At 48.9% G+C, this 22,132-nt stretch carries 20 protein-coding genes; 8 read left to right on the forward strand and 12 right to left on the reverse strand.

All coding sequences use genetic code 11. From position 1 onward, the window contains the following. Nucleotides 1-224: flagellin N-terminal helical domain-containing protein (locus ACYZZ0_RS14830; RefSeq protein WP_461537421.1), on the reverse strand; the 224-nt coding region annotated here is incomplete at its 3' end. Nucleotides 225-339: 115 nt separating this feature from the next. After that, nucleotides 340-1,545, reverse strand: a complete 1,206-nt coding sequence (gene fliB, locus ACYZZ0_RS14835; RefSeq protein WP_461537422.1) for a flagellin lysine-N-methylase — start codon at nt 1,543-1,545, stop codon at nt 340-342. Between the two features lie 232 nt (nt 1,546-1,777). Between fliB and yghU the strand changes: the two genes are divergently transcribed. Then, entirely contained in the window at nt 1,778-2,647 is an 870-nt protein-coding gene (gene yghU, locus ACYZZ0_RS14840; protein WP_461537423.1) for a glutathione-dependent disulfide-bond oxidoreductase, read from the forward strand. A 61-nt stretch (nt 2,648-2,708) separates the two neighbouring features. Here the strand turns inward: yghU and ACYZZ0_RS14845 are convergent, their stop codons facing one another. Continuing rightward, nucleotides 2,709-4,505, reverse strand: a complete 1,797-nt coding sequence (locus tag ACYZZ0_RS14845; RefSeq protein ID WP_461537424.1) for a hypothetical protein — start codon at nt 4,503-4,505, stop codon at nt 2,709-2,711. Between the two features lie 536 nt (nt 4,506-5,041). On the opposite strand from ACYZZ0_RS14845, the gene ACYZZ0_RS14850 reads away from it, so the two are divergent. After that, nucleotides 5,042-6,532: an MATE family efflux transporter gene (locus ACYZZ0_RS14850; RefSeq protein WP_461537425.1), complete on the forward strand. Its 1,491-nt coding sequence runs from the start codon at nt 5,042-5,044 to the stop codon at nt 6,530-6,532. Here ACYZZ0_RS14850 and ACYZZ0_RS14855 read toward each other — a convergent pair. The 5 genes from ACYZZ0_RS14855 to pdxA form a co-directional block, all read right to left on the reverse strand. Next, on the reverse strand, nt 6,514-6,963 hold the full coding sequence (locus ACYZZ0_RS14855; protein ID WP_461537426.1) for a DoxX family protein: 450 nt from the start codon (nt 6,961-6,963) through the stop codon (nt 6,514-6,516). The two genes, ACYZZ0_RS14850 and ACYZZ0_RS14855, sit on opposite strands and share 19 nt — an antisense overlap. 55 nt (nt 6,964-7,018) lie before the next feature. After that, a complete protein-coding gene (locus tag ACYZZ0_RS14860) occupies nt 7,019-7,795 on the reverse strand; it encodes an HvfC/BufC family peptide modification chaperone (RefSeq protein ID WP_461537427.1) in 777 nt (258 codons plus the stop codon). Then, nucleotides 7,792-8,667 (reverse strand): MNIO family bufferin maturase, encoded by an 876-nt coding sequence (gene bufB / locus ACYZZ0_RS14865; protein WP_461537428.1) that lies wholly within the window; start codon nt 8,665-8,667, stop codon nt 7,792-7,794. The genes ACYZZ0_RS14860 and bufB overlap by 4 nt, the downstream gene beginning before the upstream one ends. Nucleotides 8,668-8,680: 13 nt before the next feature. Further along, nucleotides 8,681-8,992 (reverse strand): BufA1 family periplasmic bufferin-type metallophore, encoded by a 312-nt coding sequence (locus ACYZZ0_RS14870; protein WP_461537429.1) that lies wholly within the window; start codon nt 8,990-8,992, stop codon nt 8,681-8,683. A 364-nt stretch (nt 8,993-9,356) separates the two neighbouring features. Continuing rightward, complete coding sequence (gene pdxA / locus ACYZZ0_RS14875) at nt 9,357-10,373, reverse strand: 4-hydroxythreonine-4-phosphate dehydrogenase PdxA (RefSeq protein WP_461537430.1); 1,017 nt, start codon at nt 10,371-10,373, stop codon at nt 9,357-9,359. Nucleotides 10,374-10,715: 342 nt separating this feature from the next. Here pdxA and tdh point away from each other — a divergent pair, with 342 nt between their 5' ends. Beyond that, complete coding sequence (tdh, locus tag ACYZZ0_RS14880; protein WP_461537431.1) at nt 10,716-11,744, forward strand: L-threonine 3-dehydrogenase; 1,029 nt, start codon at nt 10,716-10,718, stop codon at nt 11,742-11,744. Nucleotides 11,745-12,140: 396 nt separating this feature from the next. Next, on the forward strand, nt 12,141-13,616 hold the full coding sequence (locus ACYZZ0_RS14885) for a YfcC family protein (RefSeq protein WP_461537432.1): 1,476 nt from the start codon (nt 12,141-12,143) through the stop codon (nt 13,614-13,616). Nucleotides 13,617-13,702: 86 nt separating this feature from the next. Here the strand turns inward: ACYZZ0_RS14885 and ACYZZ0_RS14890 are convergent, their stop codons facing one another. Next, on the reverse strand, nt 13,703-14,743 hold the full coding sequence (locus ACYZZ0_RS14890) for an inositol polyphosphate kinase family protein (RefSeq protein ID WP_461537433.1): 1,041 nt from the start codon (nt 14,741-14,743) through the stop codon (nt 13,703-13,705). A gap of 49 nt (nt 14,744-14,792) precedes the next feature. Next, nucleotides 14,793-15,410 (reverse strand): sulfurtransferase-like selenium metabolism protein YedF, encoded by a 618-nt coding sequence (gene yedF / locus ACYZZ0_RS14895; protein ID WP_461537434.1) that lies wholly within the window; start codon nt 15,408-15,410, stop codon nt 14,793-14,795. A 285-nt stretch (nt 15,411-15,695) separates the two neighbouring features. Between yedF and ACYZZ0_RS14900 the strand changes: the two genes are divergently transcribed. The 4 genes from ACYZZ0_RS14900 to ACYZZ0_RS14915 all read left to right on the forward strand — a co-directional run bounded on the left by ACYZZ0_RS14900 (nt 15,696) and on the right by ACYZZ0_RS14915 (nt 19,222). Then, nucleotides 15,696-17,147 (forward strand): aminoacyl-histidine dipeptidase, encoded by a 1,452-nt coding sequence (locus tag ACYZZ0_RS14900; RefSeq protein ID WP_461537435.1) that lies wholly within the window; start codon nt 15,696-15,698, stop codon nt 17,145-17,147. Between the two features lie 205 nt (nt 17,148-17,352). Continuing rightward, nucleotides 17,353-18,111: a hypothetical protein gene (locus ACYZZ0_RS14905; RefSeq protein ID WP_461537436.1), complete on the forward strand. Its 759-nt coding sequence runs from the start codon at nt 17,353-17,355 to the stop codon at nt 18,109-18,111. A gap of 233 nt (nt 18,112-18,344) precedes the next feature. Next, nucleotides 18,345-18,620, forward strand: coding sequence for an EamA family transporter (locus tag ACYZZ0_RS14910; protein ID WP_461537437.1), 276 nt, complete (start codon nt 18,345-18,347; stop codon nt 18,618-18,620). Further along, on the forward strand, nt 18,542-19,222 hold the full coding sequence (locus ACYZZ0_RS14915) for a DMT family transporter (RefSeq protein WP_461537438.1): 681 nt from the start codon (nt 18,542-18,544) through the stop codon (nt 19,220-19,222). Before ACYZZ0_RS14910 ends, ACYZZ0_RS14915 begins: the two co-directional genes overlap by 79 nt. A 30-nt stretch (nt 19,223-19,252) precedes the next feature. Here ACYZZ0_RS14915 and ACYZZ0_RS14920 read toward each other — a convergent pair whose 3' ends face one another. Together ACYZZ0_RS14920 and flgL are read right to left on the reverse strand one after the other, a co-directional pair. Further along, nucleotides 19,253-20,431: a CD0519/CD1768 family membrane protein gene (locus tag ACYZZ0_RS14920; protein ID WP_461537439.1), complete on the reverse strand. Its 1,179-nt coding sequence runs from the start codon at nt 20,429-20,431 to the stop codon at nt 19,253-19,255. 773 nt (nt 20,432-21,204) lie between these two features. Then, nucleotides 21,205-22,089 carry a flagellar hook-associated protein FlgL gene (flgL, locus tag ACYZZ0_RS14925; RefSeq protein ID WP_461537440.1) on the reverse strand — a complete coding sequence of 295 codons (885 nt, stop codon included), beginning with the start codon at nt 22,087-22,089 and terminating at the stop codon, nt 21,205-21,207. Nucleotides 22,090-22,132: the final 43 nt, after the last annotated feature.

Below are 22,132 nucleotides of genomic sequence, written 5' to 3' on the forward strand. Positions count from 1 at the left end.
TGGGCCATGGAGATGGCATCGTTGGCATTACGCATTGCCACGTCCATACCATTGGTCTGGGTCTTCATCCGGTTGGAGATCTGCAGACCGGCAGCATCGTCAGAAGCTGAGTTGATACGCAGGCCAGTGGAGAGACGCTCCATGCTGGCAGACAGGCTGTTCTGGGTCTGGTTCAGATTATTCTGAGCCATCAGAGCAGAGGTGTTGGTGTTAATGGATAGCATGGTGACTACTCCTTATTTGCTTTCGCTAGAGGAGTCGACTTTTGTAGTGAAAAATTAAACATCCGGTGAATGGTTAAGAACGCCAATCACCGGACGTTTAATTACCATCTACGCTTTACCCAGCATTTACTGGCTTCAGGAGGCTCATGATTTGACTGTGACTTCCCCATCCCATATCAGCGACTTTTTCTCGCAGGCTTTTCAGGTAGGTGTTGTTGTGGTCGGCACTTCGTGCGATAGAGTGTATGACACCGATCAGTAATGCCTTGTGGTCGTCAGTATCTGCGAGCATCAGCAGATAGAAGCGGATGATCATATATTTCAGCACGAATTCGGCATAACCGTGTAACAGGTCATCACTAGTACGACGACAGATATCACTGCTGTATAGCCAGTGCAGCATCAGGTTTACCAGTCCGTGACCACAATCATCAATCAGTGATTGCAAATGTGGTTGCCGCTCAGTCAGCAGGGCAGGAATATCGATCTCGGTATCAGTACCAAAATCCTGCTTCAGCTTTTCAACAAAGGACTTGTGATACTCCCTCATAACTTTGTTGGTACGATAAAAGCTGTTTTCCGTAACCAGTTTTTTCAGCACCCAGGCCTGCCCTTTAACACCCGGCGTCAGCTGCTGCCAGACCTGCCGAAGCTGACCACTTTGCTGCATCTTGCTGAACTCCTGACAGACCAGAGACAGGTCTTGGTCATTTTGCTGCCGGCTGGCAATCAGGTTGAAGAACACGCCCAGATTAAACAACCGCTCATCCAGACTGTCCTTCTCTCCCAGAACCGACTGGAATGCCGTTTGACGGATTATATCGAACTGTTTGGGCACAGCACCTACTGCCGTGAAAGGAAGATTTGCCGGCAGGGCATCTCCGGTATCAAACATCATGGCAGAGGGATCAAGCAGAATCTTTCGGGCCGCTTCCGGGCAGGACAGGGTCAGGCTTGGCTCCATTCGGTCCACCAGCCGGGTAATACTGCGAGGATAGGTCTGGCAGGTACGGGACAGCATTTTTGGCCCATGATTACAGTGGATATAACAGGTGCCATCCTGATTCTGCAAAGGGCAACTGCCGTCTTCTTTCAGGACAATACGACGATAATCATTATCTGTTTGGTTTCGAGGGCGACCCATCTGCTTTTCAGTGATCTCTTTCAGCACTGGATCCTTGCTTTTTTTGTAAGCCTTGTAGGTTTTGCGATCGATAGTAATCCGCCAGTTCTGACAGCAGTCATGCTCACATTCAGGGCCGATACATGAGAAGTCACGGTAAAATTTGGGATAGAGAACAGATGGTTGTGTCGCAGTCATGACTACACTCTGGACTAATAAACTATTGCCATACTGGATAGCAATAATCAGACCAGCCTTTAATCTACTGCAAACATGGCTTTCCCCCTTGAAAAGACAAGAGAGTAACCGTAGATAGTATTGTGTGGACAGATATGCCTGAAGAACCGAGCACAGGCATTCCCGCTTTATTGCCCTGACAGCCCTGCCGGGTAATATCATTCGTCATGCTTTCAGGGCTTCGGGAAAACATATGACAACAAACTACACTCCCCCTGCTGTCTGGACTCAGGATGAAGAAAACGGTGGCCAGTTTGCCAGTATCAATCGACCAACAGCTGGCGCTCGCTTTGAGAAAGGTTTACCTGTTGGTAAACATCCATTACAGCTTTATTCACTAGCCACTCCAAACGGCGTAAAAGTCACGGTAATGCTGGAAGAGCTGCTGGCCAAAGGGCTAACCGGCGCAGAGTATGATGCTCACCTGATCCGGATTATGGAAAGTGATCAGTTTGGCAGTGGTTTTGTGGCAGCTAACCCGAATTCCAAAATCCCTGCAATGGTCGACCATAGCGGTGACAAGCCGGTGCGGGTTTTTGAATCCGGTTCCATCCTTCTTTATCTGGCGGAGAAGTTTCAGGCCTTTATTCCAACAGATGCATCAGCCCGAACCGAATGCCTCAACTGGCTGTTCTGGCAGATGGGCAGCGCTCCAATACTGGGCGGTGGTTTCGGACACTTCTACGCCTATGCGCCGGAAAAGTTTAAATACCCGATTGACCGCTACGCAATGGAAGTGAAACGCCAGCTGGATGTACTGGACCAGCATCTGGCAGATAACAAGTATATGTGCGGCGACGAATACACCATTGCCGATATGGCAATCTGGCCATGGTATGGCGTACTCGCACTGGGCCGGATTTATGATGCCGCTGAGTTCCTGCAGGTTGATGGCTACAAGCATGTTGTGCGCTGGGCACAGGAGATAGAAAAAAGAGAGGCTGTACAGCGTGGCATGATGGTAAACCGCACCTGGGGCAACCCCGAAAAGCAGTTGCATGAACGCCATGATGCCAGTGATTTTGAGAATCACACTGAAGACAAACTGAATCCTGCGGATTAATTTCAACACGGCTTGAGTAAAGGGTACTGAGCTCTGCAAATTAAGGCTGAGCTCAGCCTTTTTATTTATATAAACCCAGCTGTTCCGTCATAGCATCCATATTACTTTCAATACGCCGGTGATATGTCGCGTTTTCATCTTTGCCTATTTTTTTCTGTGCCCGCATCGTTAATTGATGAATACGATACAAAGCATCAATACGATCCAGAGTATCAAGACACTGCCTGACAGCTTCCTGCTGCTCTTTACCTGATGCATCCAGGCTTGTCGCCACCTGAGACAAATATCTGGAAACCGCACCGCCATCAATAAGACTGAACAGCTCGGAGGATCGTTCGGGATCCAGGTCCTTAGCGGCCATGATTGATATCAATGGCGTTGCAACAGCTTCAAATACCGATGGGGCCTGTGTCATCATCAGGCTCTTCATAATCTGAAGCGCCTGATGGTCGTAGCAAGCCAGAGCCATACCCATCCGGGGGATCATACTGAGATATACCGATGACACAGCTACGCTGCCCTCAAAAACATCCCCTGATGTTCGACAGTAATTGGGAACATTGACGATACCTGAGCCTTCCGCACGAAAATTATCGGGAGCAATGTACTCGATACAGGTATTGCCATCGCCTGTTCTCAGTAATGGAGCAATCATTGCCAGATCAGCCCATGCGCTCATCTCTCCGGTTTTAACCGCCTTATCCAGGTATTTAAAGGCCTGGTAGATCCTGTCTCTCTGGATCATGACCTCAGCTTCCAGCAGACCCAGCATATTGGCAGCAATGTGAGGTACCAGAAAAAAGCCGGGCGTACTCCAGGGCATAACGGTATGACTGAAGAAACCGCCGGAATAAAGCCTCGTGTGTAGCATGCGCCGGTAATACCTCATCATACTGGAGACATCACACAGGGCCTGAGTAGCGGCCCCCAACCGGCAGACCAGAGGAAAAGAGGAAGGAACAGCTTCCTCGAGAAGATAACCAACAGAAAAATTGAAACTGATCACATGCTGATCAAACTTCATTTTTTTTGTCGCCTTATTCACTGGCTGCCAAAGGACTTTATTTCCTTCCGGATATATTTCATCGGAATCCAAACAAGGCTGACTGGTTTCACAGACCAGAAATAAACCATTTCGGTTCGGATTATCTTCTGTTGGATTCCCTTCTATTTCCGCTTCAACCACATGGATGAAATAAGGAGCAACACCAGTACCGACCTGATCCGGACTGCAGAGTGTTCGAACGATCTTTGCTCCTTCCAGATAATAAATTCCATCATCAGGTGACGGCATTGCCCGGGTATGCTTTCCTCCGGGGCTCATACTGCTATCAGCATCTTGCAGACAAAGGGTTGCGATCACCTCGTTTCTGGCAAGCATAGGAAGAATGCTGTCTTTCAACTTCGCTTGCCTGCACAGTGAAATCAATGTTGCTGCAGTCCATGATGCTGCAGGATAAACGACTTCTGAAGTTTTCACTTTGGCTGTCATTTCTGCGGCATAAGGAAAACAGGATGGAGGCAGCCCAATACCTCCATAAACATCAGGTATGCACAGATAGGGAAAACTGGCAGCAATAAAATCTGCACTGCGGCTATCGACCTCCTGCTCAGGGTTCAGCAGGCTGTCCACTGCATTGTTAAAAGCAGCCAGCTTTGCTGCAGATACGCCTGACGATCGCCAGTAGCGCTCTGCTCCAGTCTTCCCCCTGCGAACGAAATTGATATCGGCTTCAGGCGGACCGCCCCTGAATACATCATCAAGACTGATTGGTTTCGGGCTGTCTACCTCACCACCCCTCTCGGATGTTGTTATGTCGGGTGGATTAAGGCTGGCTTTTGGTAATTCTATGGACATGAGCATGGCCGGAAATGTGTGCAGGTTTCTAAAAGTCTGCTTTCTGGCATTCACACTTTGTAGATGAACCATCTGAGGCAGTAAAACTCGACGCTCAAGCTGACCGGGATACGGGACTCTGTGCTTAACGTGCGAGGCAGCAGTTCTTAGGCCCACTGTCCGGTACATGCTGGTCACATAAGAAAAAAACGACGTTTTTCCTGCATGTGCTGAAACGGGTAATAGCAGGTAAATCAGAAAACAGACAAACAAGCACCTGGACATTTGCTGTTTAATCACAGGGATGCCACCCGATATTTGATAAAAAAGAAACAACGACACAAAACGATAATCATCACCAAGCGTAGCAGCCTGCATACTGAAGGTGCCTGAGTTTCTTTTCCTTCAACAACTTTGCCGATCCGGTAATTACTGCCTGTTACCCAAGAAAGCCCTTATTTTTTGCTCTTGTGCCTGCCGCTACTATCGACTGAAAAACTGTCGTTGATTCTTTCTCGCTTCCATAACAACAAATCCCGATAATTTCCGGAGTAGCCATGCCACAGGCACGATTCACCCAGGGCTCGACAATGCGCCATATTCTGCTGATGAGCCTGAGCGGTGCGGTTGGCATTACCGCGCTGTTTGTGGTGGATATGCTGGATATGTTCTTCCTCAGCCTGCTTGGGGAAAAGCATCTGGCAGCAGCCGTAGGTTATGCCGGAACCATTCTGTTCATAACAACCTCTCTCGGAATTGGCCTGTCGATAGCGTCTGCAGCTCTGGTTTCACGGGCTGTCGGGCAGCGCAATAATGCTCTGGCCGGGCGCTATATGGTCAATATCTCGGTATTGTCGCTACTGGTTGCAACAGTCTGCGCTGTTGCCTTCTGGTTCTGTATGCCGTCACTGCTTGAGATGATTGGTGCCCGCGGCGAAGTACATGCACTGGCAATGGATTACCTGCGTATTCTGGTGCCTTCGGTTCCGGTGCTGGCATTATCCATGAATTTTGGTGCTGGCCTGCGATCTGTTGGTGATGCCCGACTTTCCATGCTGTCGACACTGGCTGGCGGCGCTGTGAATGCAGTATTTGATCCGATCTTTATTTTCGGACTGGATATGGGCATTGAGGGGGCAGCACTGGCTTCAGTACTCGCTCGTTTCACTATTCTTGGCGTATCAGCCTGGGGAATCATTGCCAGACACCGGCTATTTGGTCGCTTCAGTACGACCCATTTTTATGCTGATCTGGGTACGATTTTGAAAATTGCATTACCTGCAATCGCTACAAATCTGGCCATGCCGGTCAGTAACAGTTTTATTACCCGTATCATGGCACAGTATGGTGACGGTTATGTGGCCGGGTATGCGGTTGTCGGGCGCATTATTCCTGTTGCCTTCGGTATTATTTTTGCGCTTTCCGGCGCTATAGGGCCAATTGTCGGTCAAAATTATGGCGCGAAGCTGATCGGGCGTGTGCGTCAAAGCCTGAAAGATGCCTACCTCTTCACTGCTGTTTATGTGCTGGCTGTTTCAGTCGTTTTATTTCTGCTGCAGGATGCTCTGGTGGGTATGTTTAACGCCCAGGGAAATGCTGCAAGCATGATTCGCTTCTTCTGCACCTTTTATGCTGTCAGCTTTATTTTTAACGGCTGGCTATTTGTTTCAAATGCGTCGTTTAACAATCTCGGAAAACCGGGCTTCTCCACATTATTAAACTGGGGAAAGGCAACGCTGGGAACTATTCCTTTTGTCTGGCTTGGTGCTCATTATGGTGGTGCTTATGGCGTTCTGACAGGTCAGGCCATCGGCGGCGTTATTTTTGCGCTGGTAAGTATGGCCCTGGCATCAAGGCTGGTTAACAAGATGGAGCAGCATCAGGAGGAAACGACAGCCAGAAATCAGGAAGCGCCGCTCCCCTGCACTCTCAACCCGTTATCATCTGAATGTACGCAAATGGGAGTACTGGCAGAAGAAGCTGAGTGTGAGGAGCAGGCTGTGCTGGAATCTAAACCGACTGCTGAGCCTCAGGTCTTATCCCGCTGACAGGATGAAGAGCGGCAAATAATATGATCTACTGCCAGCAGTCCACCGCCATGCCTGATTAAATAAAGCAGGGCGACCGCCCACATGATATGGGTTGGCCAGGCATCCGGATATACCAGCAGCTGAATTACCAGTGTCATTCCCAACAAGGCCAGGGCACTCAGCTGCGTTGCCAGTCCAATCAGGATCAGCCCGGAGAAAATGACTTCACTGTAGGCTCCCAGCCAGGCAGCAACAACCGGGGAGATGACCGGCAGGGCATACTCATACTCAAATAATGCCACTGTGCTACTGCTTATTTCCCACCCCACCAGCTTGTTCTGGCCGGAAACCCAGAACACACGAAAGATCGCAATCCTGGCGATCAGTGCAATCAACCAGTCCGGCACAAGACGGCAAATTCCATTGATCAGACTCAGCAGCGTTTTCATGATAATGATCTCTTATAACGGTCTCTTCAGAGTGGGTGGAAGGATTTTAGCGGGGTTATTCCAACGGTCTGATAAACAGGCCATGTGCGATAAGTTCTGCCAGCACCTGAATAACATCAGGCCGAGTCAAATCCGGCGCTTCAGCTGAATCAACATCAGCAGCCCTGTTGATAGCCTGCAAGACACTGTAAACATCACTGGATAACGCACGAATTCTGGCGGCCTGTTGATAACAGAAAATCAAGGCATACTCCGCCCCGGTATCAAGCCTGAGTTGCACCTGACTATCATCTTCCCGGTGGTGCCAGTGCTGCTGCCAAACCGATACTACAGGCCATGGTGAAGACATCAGCCGACAGGAAGGATGCAGGGCAAGATGATCAAGGCCGGCCTCTATCCCTGCAGCCACCTGACTTGCTGTCAACGAAACTGCTGAAGGTGCATTAAAACTTTCCACCATCTGCCACTCCAGCCTTGCAACATCGGCCAGCCAGGGTAAATGCTGCAGTTCGGGCAAGTTATCAATAAAAGTCGGAAAATATTTGCCATAGAGTGACAGTTGTTGCAAATCAGGAGGGCGTTCAGCAATAAACCTGACCACCATTCCGGTAAAACAGTCTTCACCGACTACACGACAAACAGTTTCAAAATTATCAGCCAGTGTTTCGTAACAGACAGCCCGGACATTATTTCGATAGATACCCAACTGAGGTCTGGAAACATCTAACAGGATATTATGTTTGTCGGCTGAGTCAGCTTTATACAGAAGATAGTCAGCCATTGATTGTTGGTACTTAAGCAGGTTCGAATGAGCTCCATGATTTTTAGTCATGCACAAGACCTGCTTTTATCCGTTTCCGGGTTATCCACATAACCAGCCCTGGCTCTGATTGTTCGTGCTATCTCAGCCTCAGCCAGTAACTCATCAAGTGGAGGAAAATTACTGTCTCTTTCAATGATGACCGGGCACTCCGGAAAGCACTGAATATGGCGGCTGTACAGAGACCAGACATCACTGGCCACTGCAGCGTCATGGCTATCAATAAGCAGCCGCCGGTCACTGCCTTCCAGCATTTCACCATCCTGACGCTGATGTCCTGCCAGATGAATTTCCCCGACACATTCCGCAGGCAATGCCTTGATGTAAGCATCCGCATCAAGGCCATGATTGATCGAGTTGATATAGATATTATTGATATCAAGCAGCAGGCCACAGCCGGTACGACGGCATATTTCAGTCAGAAACTCAGTTTCGGGCATCGACTCCTGAAACCGGATATAAACCGTCGGATTTTCCAGCAGAATTTGAACCCCCACACCTTCCTGAATCTGCTGAATATTACGACAGACAGTTTCCAGTGATTCCGGGGTATAAGGCAGTGGCAGCAGATCATGAAAATATGTCTGACCAAGGCGGCTCCAGGCCAGATGCTCAGAGATATGATATGACTGATAGCGATCAGCAAGCGCTTTCAAACGGGCAATATCTTCCGCTGGCACACATTCCGCCGAACCGGGGGAAAGGCTGACTGAATGCAATAACAGTGGATAATCACTCCTTATTTTTTCCAACCAGAAGTGTGTCCCCCCGGCGCTGTAATAGTTTTCCGGATGAATTTCAAAGCAGCTGACCGGTGGAGTTGAAGCCAGCACATCATCATAGTATGCCGGCCTTAACCCCAGCCCGATCATTTCATGAGCCACAGATTAAACTCTGTTATTTCTTATCAGGTGCATCGCCTTCTTTCAGACTGCCTCCAACAAGTTTTTCACAGGTTCCCTTGGGCACCAGAAGCCAGGCATTTTTCTGGCCGTCTATTGTAGACGTACCTTCACAGGTTGTTCCCTCCCCTGCCTTACACTGGTTTTTACCTGCTTTGGCAACGCCGTAGCATTTTTCCATGTCCGCCGCCTGCACCATTTCTACTGTAGCGGCCATTCCCAGTGCGGCCGCAACTGCACAGGACAACATCAGTTTGTTTTTCAGAGAAGCTTTGCTTTCCAAGGGCTTATTACCACCACAGGACATGGCTGAAACCTCCGGGCATAAACAGATAGCAAGTGTTGCTGTCAGTCAGCCGAACGACACCGCTGCTGCAGACACAACAGTATGCTGAAAACAAGATTGTCGGATATAAAGTGGCCGGGCAGGCCACTTGTCAGGATGACCCTGCCGGATGATTTAACAGTCTGGCAGGGCATAGTACAGGGTAGGACAGATTTCAGAATTCAAAAAGTCAGGAGCGAAAAGATTTAGGATCACCTGATATTCGTGTGCACTTTATTGACCAGCCGCTGACCAGCCAGAATAACGACAGCTGCCATCAATTAATGTCGCGAATGAAAATCAGGCAATCTCGCTCACCTGTTTCTCATAATCCTTCCATTCTAACTTACTCTGCCAGCTGCAAAACTCGCGCCTGCCTGATCGCATACAACAAACTGGAGTGATCAGCCTTGCCTGTACCTGCTACGGGAAAAGCTGTTCCATGATCCACGCTGGTACGAATGAAAGGCAGACCTACGGTAACGTTAACACCGCCATCCACTCCGAGATATTTCACCGGAATCAGGCCCTGATCATGATACTGTGCCACGACAATATCAAAGTCTCCGTTACGGGCCTGCATAAAAACAGTATCGCCGGGCCATGGCCCGGAAGCATCGATGCCTTCTTGCTGCGCTGCAGCAATTGCAGGTTTTACGACCTGGTCATCTTCATCACCAAACAGACCACCTTCACCGGCATGTGGATTGACCCCGGCCACAGCCACACGAGGTTTCTCGATACCCAGTTGGCGAGCAGCGGTATGAGCCAGTCGAATCGTTTTCAGCTCTTTTTCAACCGTCAGGGAGTCCAGCATATTTCGCAGTGACTGATGGATTGTGACCAGAATGACCCGCAACTCATCATTAAACAGCATCATGGCATAGTCACGGGTACCAGAGCGGTCTGCCAGAATTTCCGTATGGCCAGGATATTTAACTCCCGCACGAGACAGGGATTCCTTGTGAATCGGAGCGGTTACCAGCGCTTTGACCTTACCTTTCATCGCCAGATCAATACCGGTGCAGATGAAGTCATAAGCGGCCTTGCCGGCACGGGCATCAATCTCACCATAAGGCAGGTCCGCTGGCAGCAGATCTGATGGCATGATCACATTGACTACATTCCGTTCCCATACAGCTTCATCCGGAGATTCAATCCGATTAAAGCTCAAGCCAGCCTGAAGCAAACGGTTAGCCCGCTCGAGCTGCCCGATATCCCCGATCACAACAGCCGGGGTTTCCAATACTGTAAATTCCGGATCAGCAAATGTTTTGACAACGATTTCCGGACCGATACCGGCTGCATCTCCCATTGTGATCGCCATGGGAGTCGAGTAGAGAATTCTGTCTGTTTTATCCACTGCCGTACTTCGTCTGTCTGTTTATATCTGTTCGACCCGTCAATCAACTCACAGTTTCCCTGACGGAGAAAAAACTGCTTATGCCCGAATAATCATGTATAAACAAGCACCTTCGATGATATACCCAGCGAAAAACAGGCAAGAACGGTTTTTCAAACAAAAAAAGCCTTACCTGAAGCGCAATTTGATGCAAGACAATGCCGCATGTTTGTTTTGGCATTAGTCTGCGCCAACAAAACAGGCATAAACAAAAAACCTCGACTCCGCGTGGAATCGGGCGCTGTTCAAACGCAAACAAGCAAATTGCCTTCTTATTTTCATTTTTAAGGTTCGCTCGCACTGATGAAAACGCTTGCCAAGCTGCATGCCGAAAAAGGCATCTGGATGGATGAAAAGCCGGTTCCTGAATACGGCTATAACGATGTCCTGATTAAAATCCGCAAAACTGCTATCTGCGGTACCGACATCCATATCTATAACTGGGATGAATGGTCCCAGAAGACCATTCCCCAGGGCATGACTGTCGGCCACGAATTCGTCGGTGAAATCGTGGAAATGGGCGAAGGCGTTAAAGGTCTGGACATTGGTCAGCGTGTTTCCGGTGAAGGCCACCTGGTTTGCGGCCATTGCCGTAACTGCCGTGCCGGTCGTCGTCACCTGTGCCGCAATACTGTTGGTGTCGGCGTAAACCGTCAGGGTGCCTTTGCGGAATACCTGAGCATTCCTGCTGCCAACGTTTATCCGGTACCGGACGATATCAGCGACGAAATGGCGTCCATCTTCGATCCGTTTGGCAATGCGGTTCACACGGCCCTGTCTTTCGATATGGTGGGTGAAGATGTACTGATCACCGGTGCCGGCCCGATCGGTATCATGGCTGCCTCTGTTGCACGTCATGCCGGTGCCCGTCATGTTGTTATCACTGACGTTAACGAATACCGCCTGATGCTGGCTTGTGAGCTGGGTGCTGTGACCCGTGCAGTCAACGTAACTGAACAGTCCCTGCCGGAAGTCATGAAAGAGCTGAACATGAAGGAAGGCTTTGATGTCGGTCTGGAAATGTCCGGCAACGGCATTGCTTTCAATCAGATGCTGGAAAACATGGACAACGGTGGCAAGGTATCCATTCTGGGTATTCCAGCTCAGGACACACGCATTGACTGGAACCAGGTGATCTTCAAGATGCTGCACCTGAAAGGCATCTATGGTCGTGAAATGTTTGAAACCTGGTACAAGATGTCCAGCATGCTGCAGTCCGGCCTGAACATTGACCCGATCATCACTCACCAGTTCCATGTGGATGAGTTTGAAGAGGGCTTTGAAATCATGGCCAGCGGCAAATCCGGCAAGGTTATCCTGAACTGGGATTAATGTCCGGCTGACGCTAACTGATTACAGGAAACCTTGCGGGTATTGAAATGCTTTTATTGAAATACCTGACAGGGTTTCCGGTACACAGGCCTTGAAAAATATAATTACTCATATAAAGTGCATTTTAATATCAAGATAACATCGGGATATATCACGCCATAAAAATAAGCATTACCCGAAGGCAAGATCCGCACATACCGCAGAAGCAAAATTCCCTTGATCTACAGCACATTCTGCTCCCGCCAGAGTGAGTAGGATTTCTTTACATCATCTTTACATACAACATTCAAACGACCATACGCCTGCAGTTTCCAGCACCTCACATCGCTGTGCAAACAGTTGTGTAATCAGTGCACCGGAAACAGTGATCAGGTGCACAGATAAAAGGGGATTGTTGTGGACACCGCCGCAATTGAACATGCGCCAAAGAAAAAGGCGTTCCAGATGCCAACGGTATACACCATACTGTTTGCAATTATCGCGATCATCGCAGTTCTGACTCACATCCTGCCTACCGGCCGCTACGATTACACCACCGCTGATTCGAACCAGCTGGTTACTGCTGCTGAAGTTGCCGATTACAGCGGTGGCGAGAAGCTGCTTCCTGTTCCGGGCTCCTTTACTGAGCTGGAAGGTAATCCACAGGGTGCCTGGGATATTCTGCTGGCCCCGATCAAGGGCTTCCACAACGCTGCTGATATCGCCCTGTTCGTACTGGTGATCGGTGGTTTCCTGGGCGTTATCATGAAGACCGGCGCTCTGGATGCGGGTGTAGCATCCGTCGTCAAACGCTTTAAGGGCCGGGAACAGGTAATGATCCCGATCCTGATGATCCTGTTTGGTCTGGGCGGTTCTTCCTATGGTATGGCAGAAGAAACGGTAGCTTTCTGGGCACTGATTCTGCCGGTAATATCTGCCGCCGGTTATGACCGCATGGTAACCGCCGGTATTATTCTGCTCGGCTCCGGTGTTGGTGTACTGTCTTCTACTGTAAACCCGTTTGCGACTGGTATTGCTTCCGGCTTTGCTGGTATTCAGATTGGTGACGGTATCGTACTGCGCGTGATCATGTTTGTGATCTTGGAAGCCGCTGCCATTGCTTACGTCATGCGCTATGCCGCCAAGGTCAAAGCTGACAAATCCCAGTCAGTACTGGCTGATCTGGAATTCAACGACGAATTCAGTCGCGAAGTCACCATTGAAGAATTCGACGGTCGCAAGAAGCTGACCATGGCCGTATTCTTCGGTGCCTTCGCCTTTATGATCTACAGTGTTATGCCGCTGGAAGATCTGGGTATCACTGCAGTACCAACTCTGTGGTGGTGGTTCGATGAACTGTCTACCCTGTTCCTGACTGCTGCAATCATTGTTGCCCTGATTAACCGCATGCCGGAAGGCGAGTTCATCAAGAACTTCCTGGAAGGTGCCAAGGATCTGATCGGCGTTGCCATCGTCGTTGCAGTTGCCCGTGGTATCTACGTTGTCATGAACGACGGCATGATCATCGACAGCATCCTGTTCTGGGCTGAAGGCATGGTATCCGGTGTAGAGTCCAGCGGTGTATTTGTGACCGTGACCTACTTCGTTCACATCATTCTGTCCTTCTTTATCCCGTCTACTTCCGGTCTGGCTACTGTATCCATGCCGCTGATGGGACCGCTGGCTGACTTTGCCGGTGTCGGTCGTGAACTGATTATTACTGCTTACCAGTCTGCTTCCGGCTGGATCAACATGTTTGCTCCGACTGCCGGTCACCTGGTTGCCGGTCTGGCGCTCTCCAAGATTCCTTACGAGCGTTTTGTTAAGTGGGTAATGCCGTTTATCGTATTCACCCTGATCGCTTCTGTAGCCATTCTGTTTGTTGCTTCATAACAGTCATAAAACAGTAAAACAGCAAGCTGTTAAAAAGCCCCTGACGGATATAACCGTCAGGGGCTTTTTTATGCTCCCCAGAGCTGTCAGTGCAGCATTTTCTCGACGTCAGCAATCAGTTGATCAAGACCGGACAAATAGTTTTGCTTCGCCTTACCGAAATCAAGCGGGCCATCACGATAGACCGGATTACCAAAATCAATCATTTTGACCTGAGTATTAGCGGGTTTTTTTTCATCGATAACTACCAGCACGCTGCTATCAATAAATGTGACCGGTGCCTGTTGCATTGCGTCTCTTATCTGGTGCAGGTCTGCAGCAATTTTTTCCAGATTCTGACGGGCAGCCGGTTGGGGTAACACCAGAGCTTTCTTGAGCAGCATTCGGGTCTGCATACCTAGCAGGGCTCTGCCACCAGGTATTCTTTTATTGTTAACCTTGCCTCCCACCAATCTAAATCCCCGGTCAAGGGATCCTGTAATCGCATCAAACATCTTCATACGGGCTTTTTTTCGGACAGGTGATTTATGGCCTGTACGCTTTAACTGTGCCTTGGATGCAGTCGAGTGGCCGATTTTGATATCAAACTCGCGTTTATAACGGGGATCAATATCAGCCCCCATCTTAACCATCGAGACGATAGCCTGCCCTTTGGTGGTGTTTTTTTGCATGTCCACAAGCGTCTTTTTGACTTCATCAGACATTAATTTCGAGGCCCGCCCTTTTGCTGTCGGAATAACATGCTCAAGACCCAACTGCTTACAGTCCCGATAAACCCTGCTCTCAGCAACGGAGGTTCGCTTGACCAGCATGTTGTGACCCACCAGCTCGATAAAGTTTTCAGCATGTCCTCCCAGGCCATCAAATCTGGTTGCAAATCTGTCTGGTTCTGTAGAGGCCTGACGCTCGGTAATTCTGGTACTCTGGGGTAAAGTGCGATCGCCCGGAACCGCTGTACTCTTTGGAGGAATATGGGGGGAAGCGGGCTTGTCAGCGTGAAGCAGTTTGACTTTCCAGCGACTGAAAGCGCCTTCAACTGCTTCGTATGCCGATTTCAGCCGGTCACCAGCCTTTTGCCAAAAGCTGGTAGCGCTGGCTGAAAGGTTGTTTCCGGTTTTTTCCGACATGGATCGTCCGTGTTTACTTTTTCCTGTCAGGTATTATCGGCAGGTTCTATCAGGGGTAAATAAGACGGCCTGCTGCTGCCATGCGACCCGCAATCTCATACATATTGGATAAGCGCCCTGTGTGGAGCAGATCCCGGATCTGCAGATGTTCCACACAAGTGCCACTTAGAATTATATCAACCCCCTGATCAGCCAGCTGGCTCAGTACCTTGTCAGCCCCGGAGCCCTTAGTCGCCAGCAAAACCGCTGTGTTATAAAGCACCACTGCTGCCGGTTTTTTGTCGAGATCACGCAAAGCATTGATATAGGCATTGACCAGCATCTGACCCAGCTCATTATCTCCCTGTCCCATCACATTGCTTTTCAGTACCACAACGTAATTATCGTTCTCAGCACAAGTGGCACATTTCGATGCCTTCTGTACTGCCGGTTTTTCCCTTACGGCCGTGACAATCCAATCATCATTGTCCTGTAGCGTGACCGGCTCGGCATTTTCACTGTTTAAAAAGGCAATTACGTAGGTCAGTGCTGTTTCATTATTCAGCAGGATCCTGATCTGTTCACCGGGCTCCAGCGTTTCCCACAGCTTGCGTGTCTTGATCAGCGGGCGAGGACATGGGCAGTTGCGAACATCCAGCATATGGCTGGCCTGATGCTTGTCGTTCATTGACACCTCTTCAGCAGTACTGAAAAAGAATAAAGCCAGCGTCAGCCCTATAATTCAGATCAGGCAATGCCGGCATTGTGAATTATCAAACAGATACCCAAGACCTTTTACCAGTGTTTTTGTTTACATGAACAAGGCACAGACATAGCTTTTTTACGTATCAAACGCCCAAAGCCAGTGATTTAGCGCAATTTTTTGACTTCTAACAGGGAACAGAGGTAGAAACCCGGATTAAACTCTGCCCCGATTAATCAAGTCCATTTATTACAGAACAGGCATTTCAGAATGAGCGCCTTAGAGCAACTGTCCCCAAGTCTGCTGTGGAAACACTTTGCAGCAATCTGCGAAATTCCTCATCCGTCCCGTCACGAAGAAGCCATTCGTCAATATGTTGTCGATTTTGCCGAGCAGCGTGGACTCGAATACGAGATTGATGAAACCGGTAATATTGTTGTGCGCAAGCCGGCAACTCCGGGTATGGAAGACCGTCCGGGCGTCGTCCTGCAGGGACACCTGGATATGGTGCCTCAGGCTGATGAAAACGTTGAACACGATTTCCTGAAGGATCCTATTCGCCCGCAGATCAAGGGTGAATGGCTGACCGCAACCGGCACCACGCTGGGTGCTGACAACGGTATCGGCATGGCTGCAGGCCTGGCCGTGCTGGAAGCAGACGACCTGGTTCACGGACCTGTTGAAGTACTGCTGACCGTTAACGAAGAAGCCGGTATGGTCGGCGCCCAGGGTCTGCAGGGCGGTTGGCTCAAAGGCGATATCCTGATGAACCTGGATACCGAAGCTGAAGGCGAGCTGTATGTCGGTTGTGCCGGCGGTATCTTTATCCGCGGTGAAGCCTCCTTCGAAACTGAAGCGGTTCCTGCCGGTTACATCACCCGCACCGTCAAGCTGAGCGGCCTGAAAGGCGGTCACTCCGGTTGCGATATCCACCTGTATCGCGGTAATGCTATTCGCCTGCTGACCCGTACCCTGAAATCTCTGGAAGGCTTCAACCTGCGCGTAGCCAGCCTGCGTGGTGGCAGCGTTGCCAACGCTATTCCGCGTCTGGCTACCGCTGTTGTTGCTTTCCCGGAAGCACAGCTGGAAGCCGTTGAAGCACACATCGACCAGTACTTCACTGTACTGAGCAATGAGTACAGCGTTGCTGACGAAGGCCTGAAGCTGGAACTGCTGGAAGGTGAAACTGCCGAAGTTATGGCAATGGCAGAACAGCGCCGTTGGCTGGATACGCTGCATGCTTTCCCGAATGGCGTGCTGCGTATGAGTGACAGTGTTGAGGGCGTGGTTGAGACCTCCGTCAATCTGGGTGTTGCCAAAATCATGGACAAGTCCGTGACAATTGAAACAACCCCTCGCAGCCTGATCGACAGCGCCTGTGAAGATGTCCGTCGTACCGTACATGGTCTGCTGAATCTGGCGGGTGCTGAAGTCAGTGAGCGTGACGGTTACCCGGGCTGGAAGCCTTCTGTTGAATCCCCGATCCGTGATGTGATGCAGGGCGTTCACAAGGAACTGTTCGGTAAGGAAGCTGATATCAAGGTTATCCACGCCGGTCTGGAATGCGGTCTGCTGGGCAGCAAATACCCGCAGTGGGATATGATCTCCTGTGGCCCGACTATCCAGTTCCCGCACTCTCCAAGCGAGCAGGTTCACATTGAAAGTGTGTCCCGCTTCTGGGATCTGGTGAAAGGCACTCTGGCTGCAATTCCTGCCAAGTAAGTCTTTCATGACTCATAAAAAACGGGCTGCTTTTGCAGCCCGTTTTTTATTGCCATCTCATCTATATTGCAGCAAGAGGGAACACCTGTGCGACCCTAGTGTCGAAGATGCCTAATGCTTCATATTATTTTCTGACAAGGGTTTCGAAGTCATGGTGCATGCTGTAAGGCTTGGATATTCAGCATTTCTTCTTATCACAGCAGTTGTGTTATCAGCATTAACCATTGCAGCAGAGGCGGTAACCGTACCTTTGGTTTCAGCCACCTTTCTGGATGACTTGTCACCGGCAGATATACGCCATGAATATCCTGACGGCATTCAGATCTACGGTAATACCTTATCCCCTGTTTTGAAAAAACAGCTCCAGGATATGGCAGATAGCGGCTTTCAGGTCATATTCCTGGAAAATGATGATTCAGTTTTGCAGCAAATTACTCATGATGTTCTGACAACCGCCCAGCTGGAGCAATTCTTGTTAAAGGTCTATGGCACACCTGAAAGCAGCAAAGCCTTCCTTTATGACGAAGTTCTGCCTTACTGTCTGCGTCGCCCCGGATATGAATCACCACAATCTGCACAGGTTCTGATTAACTTTCAGCCTGATGTTTATACAAACGACTTCCCCAGACACCACCTGTGGAAAAATATCGGGTTTAAGAATGAAAATAGTACCGATAAAAGCGTGGTAGGCTGGGTTAATGAACATGCAGAAGCTACCGAACATTTACACGACTCCGGCTTCAGAAGCTGCGGTCTGGTTTTATCCAGAGAACAACTACGTATCCTGAGCCGTATGATTGCACTGGACTATCTCAGTAACGCTGTTAGAGGGCGCTTCTATCTGGCGAAAGGCAGTGAAATAACCTATTACCGTCAGCTTGCTGTGGAGACGCTTCGCCCCCAGCAACCTGCAGGGAATCCGGTAGAAAACAAACCTGCAGATACCGTCGAAGAAACCCACTAGACTCAAACTAGGGGCTGTTGACAATTAAACATGTGACCAGCCCCTAGACATAATATAAAGAGTTGCTAAACATACTCCGAGTAACATAGCCTCACTTCTCAATAGGATCTGGCTCATTACTTAATCTTTGCCATAGGGTCGGATCCTGCTGAAATTTCAAAAAATAACTCAAATATGTCCCTGCTATTCACACGGCAAAGTACTTAAAAACAATTCCATTACGATGAGGCAGTATGCAGAACGCAGCGTTGTATATTCTGACGGTATTGATCTGGGGTACAACCTGGTTTGCAATCAAGCTACAACTGAACGGCGTCGCTGTAGAAGCATCAATTGTTTATCGTTTTACTATTGCCGCTACTGTCCTGTTTGCCATTCTGTTGTTCAGTCGCAAGCTGCAATCACTTTCACTACGGACCACTTTTTCTGTGTGTTACAGGGCGCGTGTTTATTCAGCCTCAACTTTTATTTCTTTTACAGTGCAACCGAGCATATTGTCAGTGGCTTGAGTGCAGTCGTCATGTCTGTTTCTCCGGTTTTTAACAGCATTAATCTCTGGCTGTTTTTCCATCAACGCCCCTCTGTCAGGGTTTTAACCGGCTCTCTACTGGGAATGGCTGGAATCTGCACCATGTTCTGGCCCGAAATCAGCATGGCAGCGGATCCGGACGAAACAGTCACCGGCATTCTTCTGGCCACAATGGGAACGACGTTCTTTTCTCTGGCCAATATGATTTCTATCCATCATCAACGCAACGGGCTGACGCCTCCAACAACTAATGCCTGGGGAATGCTTTACGGCGTTATTATTCTGACGCTTATCGCGCTTTTACAGGGCGTACCCTTCACGATCGATATGCACCCGCAATATCTGGGCAGTCTCTTTTATCTGGCCATTCCCGGTTCGGTTGTAGCCTTTACAACATACCTGTTGCTGGTTGGACGGATTGGAGCAGATAGGGCAGCCTACAGCACAGTCATGTTTCCTGCTGTTGCCCTGACGGTTTCGACGTTTTTTGAAGGGTATCAGTGGACGATGATGGCTGTCGCCGGTTTTGTACTGGTAGTGGCTGGAAATATTATTATCTTTGCCCGGCGTAGAAACGGGTGAATGGCATTCACCATTCACCACAATGACCTGTCAATAAATCAACAGATACAAATAACGGGCAATCACACCGGCACAGATACCTGCCACCGTGTGAGCAAGAATGGCCTTGGAGATCAAACGACGCTGTCCGAGCGTATCAAGCATTGCGGTATGAGTGCTCAGGAAACCACTCCAGCACATGCCCATGGCAGTCAGCACTGCAATCTCACTACCGGTGATAAAACCCTGTTCAGCGAATACCGGCATCATTGACAGTGCCGCACCCACAGCACCCAGCGATGTCATCGGAAATGCAATCAGTTCCCCATGCTCAAAGCCGAACAGTACATAGAACAGTCCGGAGATATGCTCTGCCAATGCCGGCAGTAATTTGACGCCCTCAAAAGCTCCGCCGGTATAACCGGATTCACCAGGCCCGAAGGTCAGCATCATGACAAATGTGCTGATGATCAGTACCCCGGGAATAATCGCCATTCCCAGCTCTACCCCTGATTTGCCTCCATCGAGAATTGCGTTCAGGAAGCGGGCGTTGGCGCCATCATCAGCTTGCTCTGTGGCAGATTCCGCAGCTCCACCTTCCAATTCAGCACTGTTGCTGTCTGGCAGCATATCGCGGGTCAGCAGCTGCATCAGTCGGGTAGAAATAATACCGCCACCCACAGCCCCCATTACACCCACCATGGCCGGGCCAAAGTTACTGCCTCCGGTGCCAAAGTCTTTGGTTGCCATATAAGTGACAACAATCAGACCCATCCCGAATACCGTGCCAAAGTTTGCCAGAGAGATCAGTTCGACCGGTTTGAAACTGCGGCTGAAACGTTTGTCATGCGCCAGACTGATAATAGCGGGGTTGTCCGAGAAGAATGTCATCAGTCCTGCCAGCGCAGCCTTGCCCGGCAGATTGAACAGTGGTCGCATTAATGGATAGAGAACTTTTTCCAGCATGTTAACCACGCCATACTCAATCAGAATCCGGCTCAGGGCTCCAGCCATTACCGTAATCCCCATGATAAAGAAGACAGTATTCAGCAACAGCTGATGTGCCGTGTTCATCATGGTATTGATCATATTGGTCAGTCCCATTACAGAACCGAGATAACCAAATATTGAACCGATTATTGCCAGACATATAAACGGCTCTAACCGTTTTAATAATGAAACCTGATTGATACTTCCCTTATTAAGGGAACTGGATTGAACGGAATCCATGCCGATTCACCTGATACCGGAAAATGCGAGAGCGCTATTAAATCATGGCCTTATTTTTATCGGCATAAGTATTAAACGCTGACAAATTACTGACACTAAAAAAATAAAATGCAGAGTTTTTTATCGTTATTTGTTTTTTTTCTTTTTGTTATTACTGAAACAATGACAGAATAAAAAAGAAGGTTTAATTTTAAATAAAAAAAGGCCTGCTTTATAAAAAGCAGGCCTTATCAATAAAATGACCGGACACCGTCATTATTAATTTCCGAATATAACCATCCCCGAAAATATCACCAGATCAAGATCTGAAATACCGTCAGGTCCCCCCTTTGCGGTTACATCGGCTTGCCACTTAGTTGCTGCCAGTGGTTTGATCGGGTCCGGTCAGAAACCGGATAGACAATTTTTCTCAGTACAATCTGTTCTCAGTACAATGCATTTTCAGCAGTTTGTGTCTGATGACTCGTTTGCCCTGAACACGCGGCTATTCTATTTTGTTCGTACTTGTGCGTATATTGATCAGAAGCAATATTTACGTCAATTAGTCATCTGCTAGATAAATTTAATCTTCCAAACCTTTACACCAGTTAAAAAACTCAAATAAAAATTAACAGAAAGGATTTATCTATTTTAGTTTTATAAAAAACTCCAGAAAAAATCACAAAACTGTTCAGAAATGAAATATAGAAAATTAAAAATACTTACAGAGAACAAACATGCAGTGAAATGACAGGAGCTTCTTAAAAAAAGCTCCTGCAAACAAGAGAAAGGAATTAAATATAACTGAATAAAGACAGCTGGCTGACCATGGCATAGCTCTTCTGGGATGCCTGAAGCGCTGTCACTTCATGGGTATATCGTGTTGTAGCCTCAATATAATCGAGATCTTCCAGTTGCCCTCTCTGAGCATCAGTCACCGTTTTAATATCACCGTTAGTCGCTTCAGCCCGGTTAAGCGCATTGATTCGAGTACCAACTTCAGTCGTCGTCTGCCCAACAGACGCCAGAGCAGCATCAATATCCTTCAATGCCTGATCAGTATCGAGCTCACCATCCCCCTTGAGCCCTGCAGAGAGTTTACCCAGGTTATTCAGCGTATCCGCCAGCTTCATCTCTCCTGCAGTATTGCCCAGCTCTACTGTTTGAGAGCTGCTGACATCCAGTTCACGCACATCATTGCTGCCCTGATATTCCCACTCACCCGTAGTTTCATTCTTGACCATGGGCTGCTGATTGCCTTTGGTTCCTGCGAAAATATATTCACCGGACTGGGATTTTGTGTTTGTCAGCGATGCAAGCTGTTCTGTCAGTTGATCCAACTCTTTGGCAATAGCTTTTTTATCTTCAGGGGACAGGGCATCACTGCCAGCCTGAATAGTCAGCTCCCGCGTGCGCATCAGCACATCATTCATATCTGACAACTGAGTTTCTTCAAACTCAGCCATACTACGGGCAGATTTGATATTCTCGGCATACTGCTCCAACTCGACCAGTTGGTCTTTTACTCCCATCAACTGGGATGCAGCTCTTGGATCATCAGACATATCAACCATGCGCTTGCCAGACCCCATCTGCAACAGTGTTTTATTCACTGTATTAGTGGCCGACTGCATGGAATTAGTCATTGAATTATGAATTTGCTGGGTACTGATACGCATACTGTCTTAACCTTTTAACTCAACAAAGCTTTCAATTCTTTTC

Source organism: Spongorhabdus nitratireducens (assembly GCA_947387575.1).
Taxonomy (GTDB): Bacteria; Pseudomonadota; Gammaproteobacteria; order Pseudomonadales; family Endozoicomonadaceae; genus CANDOC01.

Excerpts from the sequence above, each read along its gene's own strand:
- fliB (WP_461537422.1), bottom strand. The coding sequence starts at position 1,545 with ATGACTGCGACACAACCATCTGTTCTCTATCCCAAATTTTACCGTGAC.
- yghU (WP_461537423.1), top strand. The coding sequence starts at position 1,778 with ATGACAACAAACTACACTCCCCCTGCTGTCTGGACTCAGGATGAAGAA.
- ACYZZ0_RS14845 (WP_461537424.1), bottom strand. The coding sequence starts at position 4,505 with ATGTCCATAGAATTACCAAAAGCCAGCCTTAATCCACCCGACATAACA.
- ACYZZ0_RS14850 (WP_461537425.1), top strand. The coding sequence starts at position 5,042 with ATGCCACAGGCACGATTCACCCAGGGCTCGACAATGCGCCATATTCTG.
- ACYZZ0_RS14855 (WP_461537426.1), bottom strand. The coding sequence starts at position 6,963 with ATGAAAACGCTGCTGAGTCTGATCAATGGAATTTGCCGTCTTGTGCCG.
- ACYZZ0_RS14860 (WP_461537427.1), bottom strand. The coding sequence starts at position 7,795 with ATGACTAAAAATCATGGAGCTCATTCGAACCTGCTTAAGTACCAACAA.
- ACYZZ0_RS14870 (WP_461537429.1), bottom strand. The coding sequence starts at position 8,992 with ATGTCCTGTGGTGGTAATAAGCCCTTGGAAAGCAAAGCTTCTCTGAAA.
- tdh (WP_461537431.1), top strand. The coding sequence starts at position 10,716 with ATGAAAACGCTTGCCAAGCTGCATGCCGAAAAAGGCATCTGGATGGAT.
- ACYZZ0_RS14890 (WP_461537433.1), bottom strand. The coding sequence starts at position 14,743 with ATGTCGGAAAAAACCGGAAACAACCTTTCAGCCAGCGCTACCAGCTTT.
- yedF (WP_461537434.1), bottom strand. The coding sequence starts at position 15,410 with ATGAACGACAAGCATCAGGCCAGCCATATGCTGGATGTTCGCAACTGC.
- ACYZZ0_RS14900 (WP_461537435.1), top strand. The coding sequence starts at position 15,696 with ATGAGCGCCTTAGAGCAACTGTCCCCAAGTCTGCTGTGGAAACACTTT.
- ACYZZ0_RS14910 (WP_461537437.1), top strand. The coding sequence starts at position 18,345 with ATGCAGAACGCAGCGTTGTATATTCTGACGGTATTGATCTGGGGTACA.
- ACYZZ0_RS14920 (WP_461537439.1), bottom strand. The coding sequence starts at position 20,431 with ATGGATTCCGTTCAATCCAGTTCCCTTAATAAGGGAAGTATCAATCAG.
- flgL (WP_461537440.1), bottom strand. The coding sequence starts at position 22,089 with ATGCGTATCAGTACCCAGCAAATTCATAATTCAATGACTAATTCCATG.